This is a genomic window from Brevibacillus borstelensis (assembly GCF_037834415.1).
GTDB lineage: Bacteria > Bacillota > Bacilli > Brevibacillales > Brevibacillaceae > Brevibacillus > Brevibacillus borstelensis_A.
Genome location: NZ_JAUMSJ010000002.1, coordinates 264,954 through 288,101, shown reverse-complemented (window position 1 = coordinate 288,101; position 23,148 = coordinate 264,954). Strand labels below are relative to the sequence as shown.

The following is a 23,148-nucleotide window of genomic DNA, read 5'->3' as shown; positions in this document are numbered from 1 at the left end:
GATGCTGCCTAATTTGAAAATCAATCCGGAACAGTTGCCGAAGCGAGCGATTGTTTGCGGAGACCCGAAGCGGGCCGCCCGCATCGCCGAGCTGCTGGAGGGGAGCACCCTGATCGCGGAAAATCGCGAATACCACAGCTACAAAGGGAAGTGGAACGGCACAGAAGTAGCGGTCGCCAGTCACGGCGTCGGCTCGCCGGGAGCGGCGGTCTGTTTTGAAGAGCTCGCCAAGGGCGGAGTGAAGGTGATCATCCGCGTCGGCACCGCCGGCTCTTATCAGAAAGAGATCGAGCCAGGCAGTCTGGTGATCAGCTCGGCGGCGGTGCGCCAGGACGGACTGACCAGCCAGCTCGTTCCTCCCGGCTTTCCCGCTGTAGCCAACCGCCGAGTGGTAGATGCTCTGGTCGCAGCCGCGGAAAAGCAAAATACCGGTCTTCACGTCGCGGAAGGCATCACGCTGACGCTCGATGTGTTTTACAGCGGCGTGGTGGAGTTCCCCCACAAGCTCTACCAAAAGGCAGGCGTACTGGCCGTGGAAATGGAGAACACCGCGCTGTTCGTCATCTCTTCGCTGCGCGGCATGAAGGCCGGCTCGATCCTGGCGATCGACGGATACGCCGACGCCGACCTGCTGGAGACGTACGACCCGCACACAGACTTTACCCGGAAGGCGATCGAAGCCGAGGCGCGCATCGCGCTGGATGCGATTGTGGCGGTGGAGTAGGTAGTTAGGTAATAAGAATAGCTTTGGTATCTTGTTTGCACAAATGAAACAGGCGGTTTACATAAAGATTGGTTCAATCAAGTGCAAACAATTATTTTTATATTATATAATGAGTTTGTGGTAATATTAGAGGTAACAGAAGCTGACGTTGTTCTTTCGCACCTATTGCATATACTAAATAAAAGACCGCCGGTGCTGCTACACCGACGGCAGTACAATAGTCGTCCCCTTTTCAGGGGCGGCTCAAACTTGCGGGAAGTAGATCACCGGGTTGCCAAACTCAAGGGTGATCTACTTCTTTTTGTGGAAGGACAGTATAGCTACGATTAATAAGCCGAAAGCAAGCATCAGCGAGATCGCTTCGAATACTGTCACATCTCTCACCCCCTTCCATTATGGAATAGGAGTGAGCCGACCACCCTTGAGGAGCCGATTCTATTGTACATGGAAGATTATAACACCTGTGCATCCGATGTGGATGCACTTTTTTATTGGCAGCTTAATGTATCACCCTTCTCAAATTCACTCAAAAAAGAACGTAAAAAACAAAAGCTTGAGAGATGAAACAGAAGAAAAAAGCGAAGGCCTTTGGGACACATCCCAGGCGGAATGGAAAAAGCGGGACACGCATTTAGCGTCCAACCTCTGAGATGCTTCCTGAATAATCCGCTTTTGGACGCAGTCCCGCTTTTGAAATGGAGCCGGACAGTGAAGCCCCCACGCAGTGTCCCACCGAGCCTGGAGCTTTTTTCTTCTGTTTCATCTCCTCCCCCAAAGTCGGACCTACCACTTTTCTTAACAGACTCCTTTCACAACATTAACCGTACATTCACGTTCTCTTAACGAAACCCCGTTATCATTCTAAATAACAAGTGAATAGACCGTTCGGTTGGAGCCCTGGAGAAACCCCCGACATTCATTACCAAGCACTTTCCCATAAAGTCTTTGGCAATTGTCTTGTCGCGGGGTTTTTCGTTTTGCAAAAAGGAGGGGAACCGAAATGAATCAAGCGGAATTTTACGAGCGTCTGGCCCGGCAAAAAATGATCGCGTCGGTGAAAGAGCCCAAATATCTCGAAAAGGCGGCGGAAGCCGAGGTCGGCGCGGTCGTCCTGTCTACGGGAAACATCGGCGTCATCAAGCGCTACGTCGACTTCTTCAAAAGTCACGATGTTCCGGTCTTTCTGCATCTGGAACGGATCGGAGGTATCAGCTACGACCGGGAAGGCGTCGCGTTTGTCGCCCACTACGTCAAGCCGGACGGGATCGTGACCACCCGCAACACGCTGATCAAGCTGGCGAAAAAAGAAAAGCTTTTGACGATTCAGCGGCTCTTTCTGGTAGATAGCGACGCGCTCAAGTCCGGCCTTTTATCGGTCAAGGAAACGCAGCCCGATGCCGTAGAGCTCATGCCGGCGCTGCTCCCGGAATTCATCGCGGAGTACGCGCAGGAGCTGAAGGGCACGCCGATTATAGCGGGCGGGCTGATCCGCAAACGTGAACAAATGGAGACCGCATTGCAATACGGGGCCGCAGCCGTTTCTGTGGGCAGCTATTCACTATGGAAGGAGTGTCTTGCCGATGTATCCATGCCTGTTGTTTGATCTGGACGGTACCTTGCTGGACAGCAGAGAAGCGGTCATTGACGCGGTAGCTCACACGGCGGAACGCTTCGCCCCGGGCGTTTTTACGAGGAAAGATCTGGTGGGGCGGTTCGGGGAGTCCTTTGATGATTTTCTGGCCGCCGCAGCCGGGGAGGAGTACGACCGCAAAGCGGTAATGGACAGCTACTTCTCGTATATCCGCGACCATCATGCGGAGCATGTCCGCCTATTTCCCCATGTTCGCGAGGATTTGGAACGGTTGAAAAAAGCGGGCTTCCGTCTCGCTGTCGTGACGAATAAACAACGCGAGTTTGCGGTTGCCGGGCTGGAACTGGCGGGCTTATCCGAGCTGTTCGAGGCTGTTGTCAGCGTAGACGATGTTTCGCGTGGCAAGCCGTCCGCCGAGCCGGTTGAAAAAGCGCTGTCCTTGCTGGGAATGCAGCCGGAGCAGGCGCTGATGATTGGCGACAGCCGATATGACGTCCTGGCTGCTGTAGGGGCGGGCGTCAAATCAGTGGTGCTGGAATGGTACGGTGCAGAAGAATGGAACTACGTATCGCCGGACTACCGATATGCCGATTTTCGCAGCTTTGCCGAAGAGATGCTGGCTGTGAAGGCACAGGGAGGGGAATGACAGGTGGCAAAAGTGGTGTTGAAACAGGTGACGAAGGAGTTCAATGGCCAGAAAGTGGTCAAGAGTCTCGATCTGGTGATTCCGGATGGCTCCTTTACCGTGCTGGTCGGTCCGTCAGGATGCGGCAAATCGACGACGCTGCGGATGATTGCCGGACTAGAGCAGGCGACGGGAGGAGAGATTTTGATCGGGGAACAGCCGGTCAACCATCTGCCGCCGGGAAAACGGGATGTGGCCATGGTCTTCCAAAATTACGCGCTCTATCCGACGATGAGCGTCTGCGACAACATCTCTTACGGGCTTCGGAATCGCGGCTATTCCAAGAAGGAATGCCAGGTGCTGGTTGAGGAAATCGCCGAGGTCGTGGGACTTGCTCCTTATTTGAAGCGGAAGCCTTCGCAGCTTTCCGGCGGCCAGCGTCAGCGCGTCGCACTTGCCAGAGCGATGGTCAAAAAGCCGCAGGTTTTCCTGATGGACGAACCGCTGTCCAATCTCGACGCCAAGCTGCGAAACCAGATGCGGGTAGAGCTGACCAGCCTTCACAAGCAGCTCGGCAGCACGTTTATCTACGTGACGCACGACCAGGTGGAAGCGATGACGATGGGCGACCAGATCGTCGTGATGAACGAAGGGCAGATCATGCAGGTGGCGGCGCCGATGGATCTGTATCGGGAACCGGACAATCTGTTCGTGGCCCAGTTTATCGGCTCTCCCGCGATGAATATCGTTCCGGCGGCAGGGCGCGAAGACCAGGTCTGGGGATTTCGCCCGGAAAAGGCGCTGCTCCGTCACGCAGGGGTCTCCTCTGTCGCTCACGCCGACGCAATGGATATGCGCGGACATATTCTCTCCAGAGAGATTCTCGGATCCGATACGCTGTATCACGTCGAGACGGACAAAGGACGGGTCGTGGTCAAGACGGATACCGAATCGCTTCTGGATGCGGGATCGGCCGTCCATGCAACGGTGCCGCTGTCGAGTATCTACGTGTTTGACCGAACGACCGGGAAACGGGTGGCACGCGCGGAAAACGGAGTCAGACAGCAAATCATGGCCGGTGGGGTGGTCTGATGCGAAAAGCAGCAGCCGCACACGAAATGACAGCTTCCGGTCATGCTCTGGTACAAACGGAAGCAACCAAAGCAAGGCTGAATCTGTTTGAAACGATCCGTCCCTATCTGTATGTCACACCAGCATTGGCCTTTTTCGGCGTCTTCTTCTTCTTTCCGATCGCCTATGTGATCTACCTCTCGTTTCACGACTGGTCGCTGCTGAATTTGGACGAGATCGAGTGGGTGGGTCTGGCCAACTTTACGGCGCTCTTTCAGGATACGGATTTTCGCCAGGTGCTCGGAACGACGCTCGCCTACACGATTTCCACCGTTGCGCTGGGCATTGGGCTCTCCTTTTTCCTGGCGCTCTGGCTGAACCGCAAAGCCAAGATTTTCGGGCTGGTGCAGGCGGCGGTCTTCAGTCCGCATATCATCTCACTGGTGTCGGTGGCGATGCTCTGGATGTGGCTGATGGACCCGCAGTACGGTCTGCTCAATGCGCTTCTGGAGTTTATCGGCCTGCCCGGCTACACCTGGCTGGCGGACACAAAAAGCGCCTTGCTGTCCCTAATCATCGTCAGCGTCTGGAAAGGCGTCGGCTACAATACGCTCGTGTTTATCGCCGGACTGCAAAGCATTCCCCGGGACATATACGAGGCCGCTTCCCTGGACCGCTCGCCGTGGTGGCGGACACTGACCCGCATCACGATCCCGATGCTTTCGCCCACGCTGTTCTTTTTGCTGGTGATCAATACGATCTCTTCGTTTCAGGTGTTTGACACGATCTACATCATGACGCAGGGCGGACCGGTCAACAGCACCAACATGCTCGTCTTCTACATCTACGAGCAAGGCATGGATTTTTACAACGGCGGCGTCGCGTCGGCAGCCTCCGTCATCCTGCTCGGCCTCGTTGGATTGCTGACGATTTTGCATTTCCGGATCATGGAAAAACGTGTTCACTACCGCTAAAAAGTATAAAACGAGCCAAAATTGAGAGGAAGGAGGAGACAACATGCGACAAGCCGGTTTGACGGCGTGGAAAACGGTGGAATGGCTGCTGCTTGCGGCTGTGGCCCTGATCTTCGTGTTTCCGTTTCTCTGGATGTTCCTGACGGCTTTCAAGACCATGCCGGAGGTGTACCAATTTCCGCCGACCTGGTGGCCGGAATCGTGGCAGTTTCAAAACTTCGAAATTGCCTGGAGCTCCGGGCCATTTCTGACCTACGTCTGGAACAGCTTTCTCGTGGCCGCCGGGATACTGGTGCTGCAGCTTCTGACGGGAGTGCCGGCGGCGTACGCGTTTGCCCGCTATCGCTTTCGCGGGAGAGAAGCTTTATTCGGATTGACGCTGATCGCCCTGATGATTCCGGCGCAGGTGATTTTTTTGCCGGTGTACGTGGAAATGAGCCACTGGGGATTGGTAAACACCTTGTGGGCGTTGATCCTTCCCTACGGGGCCAGCGCTTTCGGCATCTTCCTGCTGCGCCAGTCCTTCATGCAGGTGCCGGATGAGGTGATCGAAGCGGCGCGGCTCGACAACGCATCCGAGTGGAAAATCATGTGGACGATCATGGTGCCGATGGCAAAGCCGGTCCTCGTTACCTTTGGCCTGTTCAGCTTCATCTATCACTGGAACGACTATTTCTGGCCGCTGATCATGACCAACAGCAACGAGGTGCGGACGCTGCCGATCGGGATCTCCATGCTGAAGGCGGCGGAGGGCGGCAAGCTGTGGAACGTGATCATGGCGGGCAACATGATTCTCGTACTCCCGATCCTGGTGATCTTCTTCTTCGCCCAGCGGCACATCATCAGCGCGTTTGTGTATCAGTCCAAGTGAAAAGGGACAGTGACAATGAACAATGAACAATGAACCTTCCCAAGGGAAGAGCCTGCTTTGACAAGAGCCTTTGCACATTCCGGCAAAGGGGCAGGACAGCAATGCCATGAAATTTTACCTACCCAGGAAACGGGGGCAAAGCCCCGCACTTTAAAGGAGGCACTAGTGGTGAAAAAAGTTCGTGTATCTTTACTGGCATGCGTAATGAGCATAACGGCTATCCTGGCCGGCTGCGGCGGCAATCAACAGGCCGCCACCCAGCAGACAAGCGGTACCAGCGGGACGGGCGGCGCCGCAACCGGAGCGCAGCAACAGACAGCTGATGCAGGCAAGCCGGTCGAGATCGACTTCTGGTACGCGCTCGGCGGCCGCAACGGGGAAATGATCGAGAGCATGGTAAAAGAGTTCAACCAGACCCACAAGCATATCGTCGTAAAGCCGTCTTATCAGGGCAGCTATTACGAGAACCACGCCAAGGTGCTGGCCTCTGTTTCTGCCGGAAATCAGCCTGACGTCACGATGGTGGAGGTAGGCTCCATCGGCGCGTTCGCGGACGCGAAGGTGCTGCAGGAATTGTCGCCTTACACGAACGGCGCCGAAGAAAAATACATTCCCGGCCTGATGGGCAACTCCTACTGGAAAGACAAGCTGTACGCGATCCCGTTCAACCGCTCCACACCGCTGTTGTACCTCAACCGCGACATGCTGAAAGCGGCCGGACTTGATCCGAACGGTCCGAAAAGCTGGGAGGAGCTGCGCGAATTCTCCAAGGCCCTGACCAAAAAGGAAGGGGACAAGACCAAGACATACGGCTTCTCTACCCCGATCGACATCTGGTTCTACGAAGCGCTGGTCTTCCAGAGCGGCGGCAACATTTTGAGCGAAGACGGCAAAAGCCTGCTGATCAATGAAGAGGCCGGAAAGGCGCCGCTGGAATTTTGGACGAGCATGCTGAAAGAGGGCATCATGAAGGCTCCTCCGGGCGAAAAGTACAATGCGTGGGATGTAGCCAAGCAGGATTTCCTCAATCAGCAGGTAGGCATGATTTTTACCTCCACCGGAGATTTGCGCGGGCTGAAGGAAGCAGCCAAATTTGACCTGGGTACCGCGTTCCTGCCAGCCAACAAGAGCTACGGCGCCCCGACAGGCGGAGCCAATCTGGTGATGCTGGCGAAGTCCTCGGACGAGGAGAAAAAGGCCGCATGGGAGTTCATCGAATGGATGACGGATACGAAGCAAACGATTCCGTGGTCGCTGGAAACAGGGTACATGCCGGTGACAAAAGCAGCGGTCGAATCGGAAGAAATGAAAAAAGCGTACGAGAAGGAACCAAACTTCCAGGTGGCGGTGAAGCAGCTCGAGTACGCCAAGCCGCGTCCGATGGTGCCGGGCTACAAGGAATTGCAGGAAGTGATCATGACGGAAATCCAGCGCGCAGTATTGGGTCAGGCGACTGTAGACGAAGCGATTGGAAAAGCGATGGAAAAAGGGCAAAAGCTGTTGAAAAAGTAACAGGAACACAGCTTGAAGCACAGCGGACAGCATCAGCTTTCGCAGAGGAAAAGAAAATTGGTCTGGGCTCGCGCAAACCGCAGCCGGGATAAACGGAGGGAACATGATGAACGTCTGTATGGCACACCGCGGCTGGTCGGGAAAAGCGCCGGAAAACACGATGACGGCAATCCGCTTGGCACTGGCGGAACCGGCAATCAAGGCGATGGAAATAGACGTGCAGCTGTCCAGGGATGGCGTGCCTGTACTGTGCCACGACTTTACGCTGGAGCGCACGACAAACGGAAGCGGACTTGTAAAGGACCACACCTTCGAGGAATTGCGGACACTCGATGCGGGCAGCTGGTTTGACGCGCGGTTCGCGGGCGAGAAAATGCCCTCGCTGGATGAGGTATTGCAAGCGGTAAAAGGACGATGCACCCTCAATATTGAATTGAAGACAGCCCCCGGCATGTATCCAGGTTTGGCTGAAAGCGTGCTGGCTTTGCTGGAGAAGCACGGCATGAAACGGGACGTCTACATGACATCGTTTGACCATGAAGAGATTCGCCATGTCCGCCAGCTCGATGCCGAGGTGAAGACTGGCTTGATCGTCCTCGGAAACCCCGTCCTGATGCTGGAGCAGCTCCGCGAAGCCGGTGCCCATATTTTGTCGATGGCCTATCCGTACCTGACGCCGGAGCTTGCAGCCTCCGCCATTGAGCAAGGCTTCGAGGTGATCGCCTGGACGGTGGATGAACCGCAAACGATCCGCCATATCGTGAAGACGTATCCGAACGTGCAGATCTGCACCAACCACCCGGATCGGATGCTGGCTGTTTGCTAATGCCAGATAGGCAACTGGGAAAAAACGAATAGAAAGATTGCGGCACACGCATGGACCGGAAGGGAGAGGCCCCTTCCGGTTTTCCTGTTTCCGGGAAATCACCTGAATTTGCCTGGGGAATGAAACAAAATGCAAACTGAAACGAATACATATAAGGGGGGGGTTGGAAAAAATTATAAAAAGCACTTTATTTAAGGAGGGAATTCGATGAAGCTTTTCACCGCTGTTATTCTTTCTGTTTTGCTTCTCTGTGGATGCAGCCAGGCACCGTCTGAACAGGAAGTGCTTGAGATCATTACAGCGTACAACAAGGCCAAGTACGAGCTGAATCAGGAGGAATTTTCACTTGGGGATAAGGAAGAACTCCATCCGCTCATTAACGAACGGGTAAAAAAATGGTTGACAGAGAACGACTACAAAAAATTCTGGAATAACAGAGATGCGGGCATAACCGTTGAAGAGGCAAAAAGAGGCCGTATCATCCAGATTAAGGATATCAAAATTGGCAAGCTGGCACCAACGGATGACAACAAAGCTTTGAATGTCGAATATACGATGGTATATGCGGCAACTATCCGCGAGTCGAATCAGACAACGGAGTACCAGGTGAACGGACAAGCAACGGTGGTTATGGAAAACGATACGCTGAAAATAGATCGGCACTGGGATTCTCTGAACTGGAAGGAGCTGGGACTGCCGTAGGATGGGGGACTGCCCCATCCTTTTTTCCTGTTCAGCGCCGCAAATTTATTCGGAGCGTTTGCAATCATCTGGTAAAATGATGGTGCGAATGAAAAAAGAGGCGGCATCAAGGAGAGACATACGAATGATGGAGAGACGTGTCAGGATTATGGGAACGGGCAAATATTTGCCTGAGCGACAGGTGACGGCAGAGGAGCTGGACCGCAAGCTGGGGTTGCCGGCCGGATGGGTGGAAAAGAAGTCGGGCGTACGGGTCCGGCATTTTGTGACAGATGAGACCGCCACGCAAATGGGCGCGGCCGCCGCTGCCCAGGCACTGAACAATGCGGGACTTGCTTTTCGCGATATCGACTGTCTGGTATGCGCCAGCGGGACAGCCCAGCAGGAAATTCCTTGCACGGCCGCGCTGCTTCAGGAAGAAATGGGAGAGTCAGACTCCGGCATCCCTTGCTTTGATATCAACTCGACATGCCTCAGCTTTGTCACGGCTCTGGATGTAATGTCGGCGGCGATCGCTGCTGGCGTGTACAGGCGAGTCTTGATAGTCTCGACTGAAATTGCTTCAGTGGGATTGAATTGGGAACAAAAAGAGAGCAGTATCCTGTTTGGCGACGGAGCCGCTGCGGCTGTCATCGGGCTTGCGCCAGACGGTTCTTCTTCCCGGATTCTCTGCTCCCGGATGGAGACGTACAGCAAAGGCGCGCATTACTCCGAGATTCGCGGCGGAGGGACCCTGATTCATCCGAGCGAGTATGGAAAGGGAAACGAGAACGACTTTATGTTTGACATGGACGGACGAAAGCTGTTCCGGATGACATCACAGCTGCTCGAAGGCTTTATCCAGAGACTGTTGTCCAGCTCAAGCGCGTCCCTCTCCGAAATCAAGGCGGTGGTTCCGCATCAGGCAAGCGGAATGGCGATGCGCATCATGGGGCAAAAGCTGGGACTGCTGCCGGGCCAGATGATCAATATAATCGAAAATCACGGAAATGTGATCGCCGCTTCTATTCCTATGGCGCTGCACGAAGCGATCCAGGAGAAGAAGGCGGCTCGCGGGGATATGCTGCTTCTGCTCGGTACGTCGGCAGGGTTGTCCCTGGGAGGCGTATTGCTTGAATACTGAGAAGAAAACGATTCTGCTGACGGGGGGGAGAGCGCCGGCTACCCTGGAACTGGCGCGGCTGTTTGATCAGGCGGGACACCGCGTGGTAGTGGCTGAGAGCTTGCCTGCTCACCTGTGCCGGGTCTCCCGGGCAGTAGCCCGTTCCTACCGGGTGCGGCCGCCCCGACTGCAGGAGAACGAATATATCGAAGAGCTCTGCCGCATTGCGGAAAGGGAAAAAGCGGACCTGCTTATCCCGACATGCGAGGAGGTTTTTTTCGTCGCAAAGGGCAGGGAACGCCTCCGCCATCATGTGGAGGTGCTCGTCGAGAGCCTTGAAGAGCTTCGTATCTGGCACGATAAGGGAGCGTTTGTCAGACTGGCGGAGCAAGCGGGATTTTCCGTTCCGCGGACGAGCGCGGCGAGCTCGGCTCGCGAGCTGCGGGAGGCTCTCCATGCTGTCGAACCGGGAAAAAGCGTCGTGTTGAAGCCGGCCTTTTCCCGGTTTTCTGCCCGTGTTCATATCTTGCGCCGCACATTGTCAAAGAAGGATTGGTTTTTGCCGTATGAACTCCCTTCCATAAAAGAGGGAGAAACATGGCTGGTGCAGGAGTACGTGGAGGGCAGGCAGCTGTGCAGCTATGCGGTAGCCAGAGAAGGCCGCCTCAGCTTGTACGCCGACTACGCCACGACGTTTACGGCTGGACGGGGAGCGTCGATTTCATTCAGCTTTGCAAACCACCCCGGAGTGCGAAGATTTGTGGAAACGATGGTCAGGCTTCGCCGTTTTACCGGGCAGATCGCCTTTGATTTCATCGAGACACAGGCGGGAGAGCTGTACCCGATCGAATGCAACCCGCGCCTGACCAGCGGCATCCACCTGTTCAGGGGAAAAAAAGAGGCGGCGGATGCGTTTTTCGCGGGAGGCAAAGCGGGAGGCGAGCATGCTGAAAGGGAGAATGACGGAGAACAGGATAAGTGTATAGAGGCAAAGCCAGTGCTTGTGCCTTCCGGGAGTGCGGCGGCCGCGCTGTCCATGGCGATGCTCGTCTACGGGCTGCCTTCGATCCGCAGCTGGCGGGAGGGCAAGCGGTGGCTGGGGGAATTTTTTCGGTCGCGCGACGTCGTGTTTCGCTGGGGCGACCCTCTCCCGGCGCTTGAGCAGCTGCGGCTGCTGTGGACCCTGGCGGCTCTGAAGAGGAAGACCGGAATGAGCATGGTCGAATGCTCCACAAGCGATATCGAATGGAATGGTGAAGGATGAAAAACAGACACGTACTGGTGACGGGCGGCACCGGATTTTTGGGACAGAGGCTGGCCCGCAGGCTTCAGGAGCAGGGCGAGCAGGTAACGGTTTTGGGCCGGAACAAACGAATAGGCGAGCAGCTGCAAAAGGCGGGAATCCGCTTTGTCTGCGCCGACATCGCCGATCAGGGAGCCGTTCGGGATGTCTGTTACGGAAAGCAGATCGTGATCCACGCGGCGGCGTTTTCGTCTCCGTGGGGCAAGTACCGCGACATGTATGCGGTCAATGTGGAGGGCACCCGCCATGTGGTTGAAGGCTGTCTGATGCACAACGTGGAGCGGTTGGTGCACGTCTCGACCCCGAGCTTGTATTTCGCTTTTGAAGACAAGCTGGGCATCAGGGAGTCCGATCCGCTGCCGCAGCGCTTTGCCAATGCGTACGCGGAGACGAAGTACCTGGCAGAGCGGGAAGTGGACAATGCGTTTGAACGGGGGCTGGCGACAGTTACGATTCGCCCGAGAGCCTTGTTTGGGCCGGGAGACAACGCCATTTTGCCCAGGCTGATACGGGCCAATAAAAACCGGTTTGTGCCCATGATTGACGGAGGACAGGCCGTCATCGACCTGACTTATGTGGACAACGTGGTGGATGCGCTGCTTTTGTGCATGGATTCTCCCGAAAAAACGCTGGGCAGCGTGTACAACATTACGAATGGAGAGCCAGTGATGCTCATCGATGTCCTGGAATCCGTCTTTGCCAAGCTGGACATGCCGCTGCGCAAAAAGGCCGTCTCCTACAGGCAAGCGTACGGCATAGCGTCCGTGCTGGAGCTGTTGTCCCGAACGCTGCTCGCATACAGAGAGCCGATGCTGACGCGTTACACCGTTGGGGTCTTGGCAAAGAGCCAGACGCTAGACATTACGAAGGCTCGGGAAGAGCTGGGGTACGAGCCGCGGGTGAGCCTGAGGGAAGGAATCGATATCTTTGCGAATTGGTGGCGACAAGAGCATGAACGTAACACTGACCTTGCTTGATACGGGCTATTGCCGGCAGCTGGAGGCCATCTCGCTTGGCGGGGGGCGACTCAGGTCGATCCACTTCCACGCGGTGGCGGGATTCATTCATCATCCAAACGAGGGATTGCTGCTCTTTGACACCGGGTACGCCCCTCATTTTTACGCGGCTGCCGCGAGGTTTCCCTATTCTCTCTATGCCAAGGCTACGCCCGTTTTTTCAGAGCGGAGCCAGAGTCTGAAGGAACAGCTGGCGAGCAAGGGAATCGGACCGGAAATGGTCAAAGGCATCCTCATCTCGCATTTTCACGCTGATCATATCGCCGGGTTGCGGGATTTTCCGAGTGCCCGGCTGTATTGTTTCCGTTCAGCCTATGAGGATGTCAGGGGACTGCGCGGGCTCGCCGCCGTCAAGAAGGGCTTTCTGCCTGAACTGATGCCCGAGGATTTCGAAGAGCGCGCCGTTTTTATAGACGATGGCCCAAAGGTACGCTTATCACGGGAGTACCGCCCCTTTGAGGAAGCGTACGACCCGTTTGCGGACAAAAGCCTTTTGGCAGTCGATTTGAACGGCCATGCAAAGGGCCAGTTCGGCGTCTTCCTGCGCGACGCACAGGGGCGGGACATCTTGCTTTGCGCCGATGCGGCCTGGTCCAGCCGGGCGTACCGGGAGCATCGGCCGCCACATCCGGTCGCCCATCTCATAAAAGCGCACTCTGCTGCTTATTTGCAGAACCTCCGTCGGCTTCATGAACTTCATCGGAGCAGACCGGAGCTGTACATTCTGCCCACGCATTGTCCGGAGGTGCTGGAGCTGAGCAAGGGGGAATTCTCATGGAGTTGATCGGGACACTCGGGCAGTACATCCAGACGAAGCGCCTGGCCGCGCGCTTTCATACCCGGCAGGAGCTCGCCGGTTGGCAGGAAAAGCAGGTCCAAAAGCTGCTGCGCTACGTTTTGCCTCGTTCGCCGTTTTACCGCGAGCGGCTCGGTTCCGTCCAGTTGGATGAGTGGAGAACGATGGCCCCGATTGAAAAGCGGGAGATGATGGAGCATTTTGACCGGTTGAATACAGCCGGGATCAAGCGGGACGAAGCGCTTCGGGTCGCGGAGGAAGCCGAGGAGACGCGCGATTTTACCCTGAAAATCGGAGAGGTGACGGTTGGCCTGTCCTCGGGAACGAGCGGCAGCCGCGGCATTTTCCTGGTCGGGCCCAAGGAGCGGGTCAGATGGGCCGGTGCGGTGCTGGCGAAGGCATTGCCCGGGCCTTTGTGGGAGAAGCAGCGAGTCGCCTTTTTTTTGCGGGCCAACAGCAATCTGTACACATCGGTAAAACGGAAGCGGCTGCAGTTCGCCTTCTTTGATCTGCTCATTTCGCCGGAGGAGCACGTTGCCCGTCTGCAGGAATATCAGCCGACGATACTTGTGGCGCCCCCGTCCATGCTCCGCTTGCTGGCCGTTGCCAAGCAGGAAGGCTCCTTTGAAATCCGGCCGGACAAGGTGATTTCCGTCGCAGAGGTGCTCGATCCGATAGACGAAGAGGTGATTCGGCAGGCATTCGGCGGGCCGGTTCATCAAATCTACCAGTGCACGGAGGGCTTTCTGGCCGCTACCTGTGAGCACGGCACTTTGCATGTGAACGAAGACATCCTGGTGATGGAAAAGGAGTATCTGGACGAGACGAAAACCCGGTTTCATCCGATCATCACCGATTTTTCCCGGTACACGCAGCCGATGATCCGCTACCGGCTGAACGATGTTTTGACAGAGCGGAAAACCCCCTGCCCCTGCGGCTCAGTGTTTCTCGCTCTTGAACAAATCGAGGGACGGGCTGATGACGTCTTTTATTTTCCATCTGCCCAAGACGCCGCTTGTTCTGCTGGCAGCGGCGAAAAGCTGGGGCCCTTTTTCCCCGATTTTGTCCGCCGGGCAGTGATGACGGCCTCTCCGGGTATAGAGGAGTACATCGTGCGCCAGAAAAGCCCTGAGCAGGTGGAAGTGTCGCTTGTCATTTCGCCAGCGTACCGACGGGAGGATGCGGAAGAGGAGGTCCGTCGGAAGCTGCGGCGGGAGGCTGAGCGGCAGGGATATGTGCCGCCCGCCATCGCGTTTGCGCCCTATCAGCCTCCGGAAAGAGGGAGGAAGCTGAGGCGAGTGGAAAGGATGTTCCAGCCTGATGAGCGCTAATCGCGTCCGTCTTTACGAGAAAGCCGATTTGGCGGAGCTTCCGTGGGAGCGGTTGAAGGACGGGGAATATGCCCGGGCCTTCCTGGAGCCGCTGATTCTCGACTCAGTGGCGGCGTACATTTCCAATGTCCAAACGCGGATGGGGGCGCTTGTCATCGACGATCTCGTGCTGCCTGTGACCGTGAACGACGAGGAGTACGACAATTCATACGTTTGCTCTCCCTATACCCACTACATCAGCTATGCCCGCGAAGAAATCAAGCTGGTCGCCTCCCCGCTGCTGGCGTCTCTCGGCGGGCCGCTGTTGTCCGGAGCGGGGGCCATCATGCGGCTTAGCCGGGTAAACCGGATTGTATTCGTGAACAATTGGCTTCTGTCGACCAATCTGTATCACCCGTTGACGGCAGAACAGATCGGGGAAATCACCCGCTTTCTGACCAGGAGGTTTCCGCGCCACATTGTGGCGTTCCGCTCCGTGAGTCCTGCCGTCTGTCCCGAGGTGTGTGCCGGGCTGGAGCGGGCCGGATACGGGCTTGTGCCCAGCCGTTTTGTTTACTTGTTTGACCCAAAGCAGGCTGGACAAAAGGGCTGGCGCGTCCGAAACACGCTAAAGCGGGATCGGGATATGATGAAGAAAAGCGGCTGCCGGATTCTCCGTCATGAGGAGCTTGGAGACGAGCATGCGGAGAGGATCGTGGAGCTGTACCAGGCGCTCTATGTGGATAAGTACTCCCATCTGAATCCGCAGTTGACCCCGGCCTTCGTTCGGCTGGCTTTGCACAGGCGGATTCTTACCTTGATCGGCCTGGAGCGGGAGGGCCGCCTTGACGGGATTCTCGGCTATTTCCACAGAAACGGGATGATGACCACCCCCCTGTTCGGATACGATACGGCCCTCCCGAAAAAGCTGGGACTGTACCGGATGCTGTCCAGCCTGCTGGTGTCAGAAGCGGAAAGCCGGGGACTATTGCTCCATCAAAGCGCGGGAGTCGGGGCGTTCAAAGCGGATCGCGGGGCAGAGGGCACAGCAGAGTTCACAGCTGTTTATGTCCGGCATCTGCCTGGCTGGCGGCAGCTGATTTGGAAAGCGTTGGCCGCAGTCCTCGATCGGGTCGTCATCGACATGGCGAGGAAGTACAAGTGGTGACGCAAGATGGGCTTTCCGGGAAGCGGCCCGGAACAAAAACAGCACGGTACCCGAGGATATATCCCGGCACCGTGCTGTTTTCATTTTAAGAGCCAACTGAGTATCGAGCGGGCTGGATGAGCAGACCGGACATCGCGGCTTACCGATACAGGGTAAATTTCCGGACCTGGTCCTGCAAATTCTCGGCTACCCGCGCGAGCGATTCAGCCGAAGAAGTGACCTGCTCGACAGCAGCCAGCTGCTCTTCGGTTGCGGCGGAAACGTTTTGCGTACCGTCAGCCGAGTTTTCCGCCACCCTGGAAATTTGTTCGATCAAATGGACAGCTTGTTCTGTGCATGCCGTCATTTGCTGAGAGTAGGCCTGAACCTCCTGGATTTTGCTGGCGACCTCGGCAACGGATTCGCTGATCTGAACGAATGAGCTACCCGCCTCGTTTACGACCTCAATGCCCAGCGCTACTTCTTTTGTTCCCTTTTCCATCGAGATGACAGCGGTATTGGACTCCGTCTGTATCGCTGTGATCAGCTGTTCAATCTGTTGCGCCGATTTTGCCGATTCCTCGGCCAGCTTGCGTACCTCGTCAGCGACCACGGCAAAGCCCCTGCCCTGCTCGCCGGCTCTCGCGGCTTCGATAGCGGCGTTGAGCGACAAAAGATTTGTTTGCTGGGCGATATCGGTAATCACCTGGACGATCTGGCCGATTTCCTGAGAGCTGTCCCCAAGGCGTTTGACGATGCTGGCGTTCTCATTTACCGTGTTGTGGATCAGCTGCATCTGATTCATCACAGTGTCGATCGCCTTGTTGCCGTCGACGGCGATTTCCGAAGCGGTCACGGCGGAGTCGGCTGCAATTTGCGCATTTAGCGCAATTTGCTGAATGCCTTCGGAGACTTCATTGATCGCCCCCACACTTTCCGCTACGCTTTGGACCTGTTGCTCCGCCCCGAATGCTACCTCCTGAATCGAAGAGGCGATCTGTTCCGTTGCCTTGCTCGTCTGCTCGGCGTTGGCGGACAGCTCTTCCGCCGAGGAGGCGAGCTCTTCTGCTGCCGTATTTACCTGCTCGATGATGGCACGCAGATTGCCCACCATATGGTTGACCGACTCGGAGAGCTGCCCCACCTCGTCACGGCTTCTGATGGCCAATGGATCCACTGCCAGGTCGCCGTCGGAAATTCGGCTGGCCACGGCGGCTACTTCTACGATTGGGCGGCTGATTTGACGCGACACAAAGAAGGCGGCAGCGATAACGATGGCTGCTACGACAACCACGATCAGCATCATATTGAGTGTCAGTGCCGTTACCTCGGAGGTGATGGACTCGATCGGAATGTGGAAAAACAGACCGTAATGAGTCCTCGGAATGGGAGCGTACGTAACGACGTATTCCTGGCCTCCATCCCGATATGTAAAGGAGCCCGCTTCGGGTGCGTCATTTTTCAGAATGCTGCTCAAGCCTTCGGGCAGGGCAGCTTCCTCGATCGCTTTGCCGATCAGGTCTGGATTGGAGTGGACCTGGATCAGCCCCTTGTTATCCACCAAAATCGGATAACCGCCTTTACCCAGGCTCAGATTGTCCAAAAAGGTTGAGGTAAACGAGTCTACGTTCACCAGCCCGGTCAAGACGCCGAGTTTTTCTCCGCCGTTGCTGACGACGGGCGTAGCGACGACAATCGACCGTTTTCCTGTCGTTTTGGCGACCAGCATGTCAGAGTAGCTGGTTTTTCCTTCCATCCCTTGCTTGAAGAACGGGCGTTCCGACAGGTCGATGCCCACGCTTTTTTCAAACGTGTCGGCCGTTACCTTACCGTCTGGAGAAATAAAGGTGTTTCCGTCAAAAATCTTGATTTCATTGGTAAATTTCCGGATGAACTTGTTTTTTGCCTCGCTGTCCAAGGATTGAATGTCGGAAGATCGGGCCAGAACCATCACTTCCGACAGCCTTCTGTCTAACCACTGGTCCATGGCGGTTGCGGTCGACTCAGTCAAGTGAACAAAGGAATCCTTTTGCTTGTCAACCAGAATCTGCGTGCTTTCGCTGAGCACCAGATAGGAGCAGATGATCAAGGGGAAAACGGCCACAAGCAAAAACCAGATAATGATTTTATTCCGAAGCTTGCTGAACAGACGCATCGTTGCAGCATCCTTTCATAGTTCATGCTGGGAAAGTGGAAGGGGCGAGAAAAAAGCTGAGAAAGCAGACTGCTGTGATAACCACAGCAGTCTGCACAGCGGAAAATCAATAGCCCATGGCAGCCCCTTCACCCCGCGGGTCTGCACCCCCAAACTTGATGTTGCTTGCCGGATCAATCAGAATCGCTCCGGATTGACCCATCGCATCGGTATAGGCGGCTTCCAGCTTTTCAACCGGATGACCGCGTTTTACCAGCTCATCGAGGACGTCCTGGGGAATGCGGCTTTCCACTTTCAGATTATTGGAGGACGAGCCCCAGTTGCGGCCATGCAGCCATCTGGGTGCTTCAATCGCATCCTGAATCGTAAAGCCGAAGTCGATAATTCGTGTGACGAGAGCGGCCTGTGTCTGAGGCTGGCCTTCGCCGCCCTGTGTGCCGTATAAGAGGTAAGGCTTGTTGTCTTTGAGCAGCATAGCCGGGTTGATCGTGTGGAAGGTGCGCTTGCCTGGTTCCAGGTGATTGACATGATTCGGGTCCAGGGAGAAATAGCTTCCACGGTTTTGCAAAAGTACGCCGGTATCCTTGGCAACGATGCCGGAGCCCCAGTCGAAGTAGTGGCTTTGGATCATGGAAACGGCATTGCCGTATTTGTCGACTACGCCGAGCCAGGTGGTATCGCCTTTGGGATCGAGCGGTTCTACGGCTTTGGCGGCTTTCTTCAGGTCGATGCGGGCAGCAAGGTCTTTCCCGTGTTGCTTGGACAGCAGCTCGTCCACAGGAATGTCGACAAATTCAGGGTCGGTCAGCCATTTGTCACGGTCGGCAAACGCTTGCTTCGTCGCTTCGACGATGGTGTGGTAGTAATCCGGCGTGCCTTCGCCCATGCTCTTCAAGTCAAAGTTGTTTAAGATGTTCAGGATAGACAATGAGGCCATGCCTTGAGAATTGGGCGGGACATTGTAAGCCTGGTACCCGCGGTAGTCCACGGTGATCGGATCTGCCCAGGTGGACGTGTGTTTTTCAAAGTCCTTCAGGGTAAGCAAACCGCCGTTTGCCTGCATGTCTTTGACGATTTTTTGGGCAACTTCGCCTTTGTAAAAACCGTCTGCCCCTTTTTTGGCGATGACTTTCAACGTTTTCGCCAGATCCTGCTGCTTGAGGATTTCTCCGGCTTGGTACGGCTCGCCGTTCGGTTTCAGGAAGGTTTTGCGGTACCCTTCAAAGCGCTGCAGGTTTTTCAGTTCGTTGTCGGTCGGATCAGTAGCGTACTTGGTCCAGTACACCTGGTTGGGGGACACCGGATAGCCATTTTCGGCATAACTGATCGCCGGCTCCAGCAGCCTGTCCCATTTCAGCTTGCTGTTGCCAGCCATTTCCTTGTGAGCATAGTTGTACGCCTCCCACCAGCCGGAAACGACGCCAGGGACTGTAGTGGCCGACTCGTAGCCGCGGGATGGAATTTTTTTGTAGCCCTTGTTTTTATAATAATCAATCGTTACCTTTTCACCGGCTCGACCGCTGCCGTTCAGCGCGCGTACTTCTTTTGTTTTCGCGTTGTAGATCAGCCAGAAGTTGTCGCCGCCGATCGTTGTATAGTGCGGGTAAACAACGGCCAGAGTGGACGCGGCAGCAATGGCGGCATCGACTGCGTTTCCGCCTTCCTCCAGCGTTTTGAGAGCCGCGGCTGTAGCCAGATAGTGGGGTGCTGTCACCATGCCGTTTGGCGACATCGTCGTGGGACGATTCGCTGCTTCCACTGCGGCGGTGGTAAAGCCGGACAGACCGATTGTCGCTGTCAGTGCAAGTACAGAGAGTTTCTTCCAGATTGACTTTTTCACTTTCCATCCTCCTTGTTGTGTATGATCGAAGCATGAAAGGATCAACAGGCCGGTCAGGTCGAGATGGTATCACCTCCTTTGCATGAACAACACAAAAAGGCCAATGATATAGGATCATTGGCCTTTGGTCCTACATCAATATTTCGGTAGCTGGCTGGCTTATCCGTTCGCTGGAGGTAGCCCCTGTAGCTTTGCGTCGCCGGATTTCCCCGGGTTTGCCATTATCGATATCAATGGGAAGTCAAGATGGTTGAGCTATGGGCGTGAAAAACAATACATATGGAATTTGTTGCATATGGAAAAACATTCATACGATTGAATCAGATTCCATAGGTGCAAAAAATATCTATTCATTACCTATATTCGGTATTATTGAACTAGGACTTTAGTAAAAAAATATAGTTGTTATTTTCAAACAAATGTCAATTCCGACTATCGCTTCTCTCTTTTATTCCGAAGCAGCCGTGAGCTGCTGGACAAGCTGTTGAAGGTTGTGGGCAAAGAGGCTGGGATTATTCCAGGCCGCATACGGCTCGGGAATGACGACAGCTTCTCTGGATTCAGGGGTGCAACCGCTGTCGGCCAGATGGTTGGCCTGGGCCCCCAATGCTTCTAAATAACGAAGACAGCTCTCCACAGTTTGATGATCGCCGACCGGACCGTGACCGGCGATTGCTGCCGAAATGGGCAGGTCTCTCCATTCCTGCAAAATAGAGAGCCAGTGAGAAATGTTTCCGGTCTGCATGCTGGGATGATTTTGCACAAAGAGCAGGTCTCCGGCCAAAAGCACGCGGTCTGCGGGGAGATACAGGGCAGAGTCGGCGGCAAACACGCCTTCCGCAACCTCTGCCAATGTAAAATAGGAGGATTGCGTATTGATTTTGTCGATGACGCTCACAACAAATCACCCCTGGAAAAAAATATGCTGCTACCCGTAGGATAAAAGGGGAATCTATTGGAAACAACTTCAATTTATATACATCCTGTGAACTCTCATGCGGGTTCGCCTGCTTATAGAGAGGTAACGCCTCCTGAAGGGCCGCGCAAAAATCAACCGGGAAGAGCCGTCAAAGCTGCGGGGCGGAGGTACGGGCGACCAACGTATCGCTTCGCAACCTCGCGGCCATAAACGAGCCCGCAACAATACCGGAAGCCGGGCGAATTTGTTGAACTATCGCCGGGGAATCAGTATTATGGAATGTAAAGGTGAAGGGAAAGGTTGAATTTCATTGGAAAATAAATCGGCATCATCATCCAACTTTATCCGAAACATTGTCCTGGAAGACCTGCAAGAGGGCCGGGTCGAGGAAATCGTGACCCGCTTCCCTCCGGAGCCAAACGGATATCTTCACATCGGACATGCCAAAGCGATTTGCCTGAACTTTGAACTGGCAAAGGAATTCAAAGGCAGAGCCAACCTGCGTTTCGACGACACCAATCCGGTAAAGGAAGACACGGAGTACGTGGCAGCGATCAAGGAAGATGTAAAATGGCTTGGCTTTGAATGGGACGGACTGTTCTTTGCATCCGATTACTTTGAGGAAATGTACAACCGCGCCATCCTGTTGATCAAAAAAGGACTGGCCTACGTATGCGATCTGTCGCCGGAAGAAATCCGCCAGACCAGAGGAACCTTGACGGAGCCGGGTACAAACAGCCCTTACCGCGACCGGTCGGTGGAAGAAAACCTGGATTTGTTCCAGCGGATGCGCAACGGCGAGTTCAAGGACGGCGAAAAAGTGCTGCGCTCCAAAATCGACATGAGCTCCCCCAATATGAACCTGCGCGACCCGATTTTGTACCGGATCTCGCATGCTACCCACCACAACACGGGAGACAAATGGTGCATCTACCCGATGTACGATTTCGCCCACCCGCTAGAGGACGCCATCGAGGGTGTAACCCACTCGCTCTGTTCGCTTGAATTCGAGGACCATCGCCCGCTTTACGATTGGGTCGTCCGCGAATGTGAGATGGAAAACGTGCCGAGACAATACGAATTTGCCCGGTTGAATCTGACCAATACGGTGATGAGCAAACGGAAGCTGAAGCTGCTGGTCGACGAACAGGTGGTTGACGGATGGGACGATCCGCGCATGCCTACCATTTCAGGCCTCCGCCGCCGAGGCTTTACCCCTGAGTCCATCCGGACATTTGCCCGGGAAGTCGGCGTGGCCAGAAGCAACAGCACAGTGGATGAAAAAATGCTGGAGCACTTCATCCGCGAAGACCTGAAGCTGAAAGCGCCGCGAACGATGGCGGTGCTGCGCCCGCTGAAAGTGGTCATCACCAACTATCCGGAGGATCAGGTCGAGCTGCTGGATGCGGAGATCAACCCGGAAAATCCGGAAATGGGGACCAGACAAATTCCGTTTTCCCGCGAAATCTACATTGAGCAGGACGACTTCATGGAGAACCCGCCGAGCAAGTATTTCCGCCTGTTCCCGGGAAATGAAGTGCGGCTCAAGCACGCGTATTTTATCAAGTGCACAGACGTGGTCAAGGACGAGCAAGGCAACGTCGTCGAAATCCACTGCACGTACGACCCTGAAACGAAGAGCGGCAGCGGATTTACCGGCCGCAAGGTAAAGGGCACGATTCACTGGGTAGACGCCAAACATGCGCTTCCCGCGGAATTCCGGCTGTATGAACCGCTGATTTTGGACGATCAGGAGGAAGGCACCACGTTCCTCGACAATATCAATCCAAACTCGCTGGAGATCTTGAGCGGTTACGTGGAGCCCAACATGAAAGAGACAAAGCCCCAAGATAAATATCAATTTTTCCGCCATGGGTACTTTAATGTGGACCCGAAATATACGACGAAGGACAAGCTGGTGTTCAACCGGATTGTTTCCTTGAAGAGCTCGTTTGAACTGCCGAAGCAGCAAGGATAACAGAGAATGGAATGCTGGAAAGCTGTTGACGTCTCAGTGAGTCGTCAACAGCTTTTTTCATTAGGGATTAGGGAAGTGGCTGCAGTGAGAGAAGCATATTTCCAGACTGCGCTCCGGTCTGCGTCCGCAAGGGAGCTGAGACTGTCCGCTCCACAACGATTCGCGGGGGAGCGTAAAAGCAGCAGCAGCTCCGAAGTTTACTCAAGGTTACGCTCCTGTTTCCCGCGAATCGTTGTTCCGCTGGGCTGGACTTCGCTAGTCGCTCCGCCTGGAAATACGCTTCTCTGTCGTAGCGGCTTTTTTAAGCAATCTCAGGGAAGCAAAGCGTTCACTTTTTGATGCGTCTGTTATCTGTTGCAAAGACTCTCCAAACAGTGACAACCGTCTTGTTTTGCAGTAGACAAGGGCATTTCAGTCTTTTAAAGAACGATCGAATGCAGTCAAAAGCTGTAGAGATGAAACAGGAGAAAAACGCGAAGGTCTTTGGGACACATACCCAGGCTTCGTTCCAGAAGTGGAACACGCTTTTAGCGTCCAACCTCTGAGAAGTCTCCAGAATCCGCTGCTTTTGGACGCGGTTCCACTTTTGGAACGAAGCCGGACAGGACTACCCCCTGCAAGTGTCCCACCGAAGCTGGAGCGTTTTTCTCCTGTTTCATCTCCTCCACCCAAAGCCCGAACAACGC

22 protein-coding genes and 1 riboswitch are annotated in these 23,148 nt (G+C 55.1%); of the genes, 16 read left to right on the top strand and 6 right to left on the bottom strand.

What is annotated here, in order from left to right; all coding sequences use genetic code 11:
- Nucleotide 1: 1 nt before the first annotated feature.
- Nucleotides 2–724, top strand: a complete 723-nt coding sequence (locus Q3F21_RS03160) for a nucleoside phosphorylase (protein WP_340250015.1) — start codon at nt 2–4, stop codon at nt 722–724.
- A 291-nt stretch (nt 725–1,015) separates the two neighbouring features.
- Here Q3F21_RS03160 and Q3F21_RS27380 read toward each other — a convergent pair whose 3' ends face one another.
- Nucleotides 1,016–1,099: a putative holin-like toxin gene (locus Q3F21_RS27380; RefSeq protein ID WP_425341205.1), complete on the bottom strand. Its 84-nt coding sequence runs from the start codon at nt 1,097–1,099 to the stop codon at nt 1,016–1,018.
- Nucleotides 1,100–1,355: 256 nt separating this feature from the next.
- Complete coding sequence (locus tag Q3F21_RS03155) at nt 1,356–1,487, bottom strand: hypothetical protein (protein WP_340250014.1); 132 nt, start codon at nt 1,485–1,487, stop codon at nt 1,356–1,358.
- A 237-nt stretch (nt 1,488–1,724) separates the two neighbouring features.
- Here Q3F21_RS03155 and Q3F21_RS03150 point away from each other — a divergent pair, with 237 nt between their 5' ends.
- From Q3F21_RS03150 to Q3F21_RS03085, 14 genes are all read left to right on the top strand, one after another.
- The gene (locus tag Q3F21_RS03150) at nt 1,725–2,327 is read left to right on the top strand and encodes a glycerol-3-phosphate responsive antiterminator (RefSeq protein ID WP_340250013.1); all 603 of its coding nucleotides are present in this window, start codon (nt 1,725–1,727) and stop codon (nt 2,325–2,327) included.
- A complete protein-coding gene (locus Q3F21_RS03145) occupies nt 2,305–2,961 on the top strand; it encodes an HAD-IA family hydrolase (protein WP_340250012.1) in 657 nt (218 codons plus the stop codon). The genes Q3F21_RS03150 and Q3F21_RS03145 overlap by 23 nt, the downstream gene beginning before the upstream one ends.
- A 3-nt stretch (nt 2,962–2,964) precedes the next feature.
- On the top strand, nt 2,965–4,032 hold the full coding sequence (locus Q3F21_RS03140; protein WP_340250011.1) for an ABC transporter ATP-binding protein: 1,068 nt from the start codon (nt 2,965–2,967) through the stop codon (nt 4,030–4,032).
- Nucleotides 4,032–4,985 carry a carbohydrate ABC transporter permease gene (locus Q3F21_RS03135; RefSeq protein WP_340250010.1) on the top strand — a complete coding sequence of 318 codons (954 nt, stop codon included), beginning with the start codon at nt 4,032–4,034 and terminating at the stop codon, nt 4,983–4,985. Before Q3F21_RS03140 ends, Q3F21_RS03135 begins: the two co-directional genes overlap by 1 nt.
- A gap of 43 nt (nt 4,986–5,028) precedes the next feature.
- Nucleotides 5,029–5,856: a carbohydrate ABC transporter permease gene (locus Q3F21_RS03130; protein WP_340250009.1), complete on the top strand. Its 828-nt coding sequence runs from the start codon at nt 5,029–5,031 to the stop codon at nt 5,854–5,856.
- 168 nt (nt 5,857–6,024) lie between these two features.
- On the top strand, nt 6,025–7,368 hold the full coding sequence (locus tag Q3F21_RS03125; protein WP_340250008.1) for an ABC transporter substrate-binding protein: 1,344 nt from the start codon (nt 6,025–6,027) through the stop codon (nt 7,366–7,368).
- A gap of 106 nt (nt 7,369–7,474) precedes the next feature.
- Nucleotides 7,475–8,194 carry a glycerophosphodiester phosphodiesterase gene (locus Q3F21_RS03120; RefSeq protein WP_340250007.1) on the top strand — a complete coding sequence of 240 codons (720 nt, stop codon included), beginning with the start codon at nt 7,475–7,477 and terminating at the stop codon, nt 8,192–8,194.
- A 207-nt stretch (nt 8,195–8,401) separates the two neighbouring features.
- Nucleotides 8,402–8,896: a hypothetical protein gene (locus tag Q3F21_RS03115; RefSeq protein ID WP_340250006.1), complete on the top strand. Its 495-nt coding sequence runs from the start codon at nt 8,402–8,404 to the stop codon at nt 8,894–8,896.
- 127 nt (nt 8,897–9,023) lie between these two features.
- Nucleotides 9,024–10,019, top strand: coding sequence for a beta-ketoacyl-ACP synthase III (locus tag Q3F21_RS03110; RefSeq protein WP_340250089.1), 996 nt, complete (start codon nt 9,024–9,026; stop codon nt 10,017–10,019).
- On the top strand, nt 10,009–11,262 hold the full coding sequence (locus Q3F21_RS03105) for an ATP-grasp domain-containing protein (protein WP_340250005.1): 1,254 nt from the start codon (nt 10,009–10,011) through the stop codon (nt 11,260–11,262). Before Q3F21_RS03110 ends, Q3F21_RS03105 begins: the two co-directional genes overlap by 11 nt.
- Nucleotides 11,259–12,278 (top strand): NAD-dependent epimerase/dehydratase family protein, encoded by a 1,020-nt coding sequence (locus tag Q3F21_RS03100; RefSeq protein ID WP_340250004.1) that lies wholly within the window; start codon nt 11,259–11,261, stop codon nt 12,276–12,278. The genes Q3F21_RS03105 and Q3F21_RS03100 overlap by 4 nt, the downstream gene beginning before the upstream one ends.
- Nucleotides 12,253–13,101 carry an MBL fold metallo-hydrolase gene (locus tag Q3F21_RS03095; protein ID WP_340250003.1) on the top strand — a complete coding sequence of 283 codons (849 nt, stop codon included), beginning with the start codon at nt 12,253–12,255 and terminating at the stop codon, nt 13,099–13,101. Before Q3F21_RS03100 ends, Q3F21_RS03095 begins: the two co-directional genes overlap by 26 nt.
- A complete protein-coding gene (locus Q3F21_RS03090; protein WP_340250002.1) occupies nt 13,092–14,444 on the top strand; it encodes a F390 synthetase-related protein in 1,353 nt (450 codons plus the stop codon). The genes Q3F21_RS03095 and Q3F21_RS03090 overlap by 10 nt, the downstream gene beginning before the upstream one ends.
- The gene (locus Q3F21_RS03085) at nt 14,434–15,591 is read left to right on the top strand and encodes a GNAT family N-acetyltransferase (RefSeq protein ID WP_340250001.1); all 1,158 of its coding nucleotides are present in this window, start codon (nt 14,434–14,436) and stop codon (nt 15,589–15,591) included. The genes Q3F21_RS03090 and Q3F21_RS03085 overlap by 11 nt, the downstream gene beginning before the upstream one ends.
- 139 nt (nt 15,592–15,730) lie before the next feature.
- Here Q3F21_RS03085 and Q3F21_RS03080 read toward each other — a convergent pair whose 3' ends face one another.
- From Q3F21_RS03080 to Q3F21_RS03070, 3 genes are all read right to left on the bottom strand, one after another.
- Nucleotides 15,731–17,725, bottom strand: coding sequence for a methyl-accepting chemotaxis protein (locus tag Q3F21_RS03080; protein ID WP_340250000.1), 1,995 nt, complete (start codon nt 17,723–17,725; stop codon nt 15,731–15,733).
- Nucleotides 17,726–17,831: 106 nt separating this feature from the next.
- The gene (ggt, locus tag Q3F21_RS03075; protein WP_340249999.1) at nt 17,832–19,565 is read right to left on the bottom strand and encodes a gamma-glutamyltransferase; all 1,734 of its coding nucleotides are present in this window, start codon (nt 19,563–19,565) and stop codon (nt 17,832–17,834) included.
- A 142-nt stretch (nt 19,566–19,707) separates the two neighbouring features.
- Nucleotides 19,708–19,795: riboswitch (cyclic di-GMP riboswitch) on the bottom strand.
- A 218-nt stretch (nt 19,796–20,013) separates the two neighbouring features.
- On the bottom strand, nt 20,014–20,463 hold the full coding sequence (locus Q3F21_RS03070) for a hypothetical protein (RefSeq protein ID WP_340249998.1): 450 nt from the start codon (nt 20,461–20,463) through the stop codon (nt 20,014–20,016).
- A gap of 331 nt (nt 20,464–20,794) precedes the next feature.
- Here Q3F21_RS03070 and Q3F21_RS03065 point away from each other — a divergent pair, with 331 nt between their 5' ends.
- On the top strand, nt 20,795–22,462 hold the full coding sequence (locus Q3F21_RS03065; protein WP_340249997.1) for a glutamine--tRNA ligase/YqeY domain fusion protein: 1,668 nt from the start codon (nt 20,795–20,797) through the stop codon (nt 22,460–22,462).
- 527 nt (nt 22,463–22,989) lie between these two features.
- Here Q3F21_RS03065 and Q3F21_RS03060 read toward each other — a convergent pair.
- A complete protein-coding gene (locus Q3F21_RS03060) occupies nt 22,990–23,121 on the bottom strand; it encodes a hypothetical protein (protein ID WP_340249996.1) in 132 nt (43 codons plus the stop codon).
- Nucleotides 23,122–23,148: the final 27 nt, after the last annotated feature.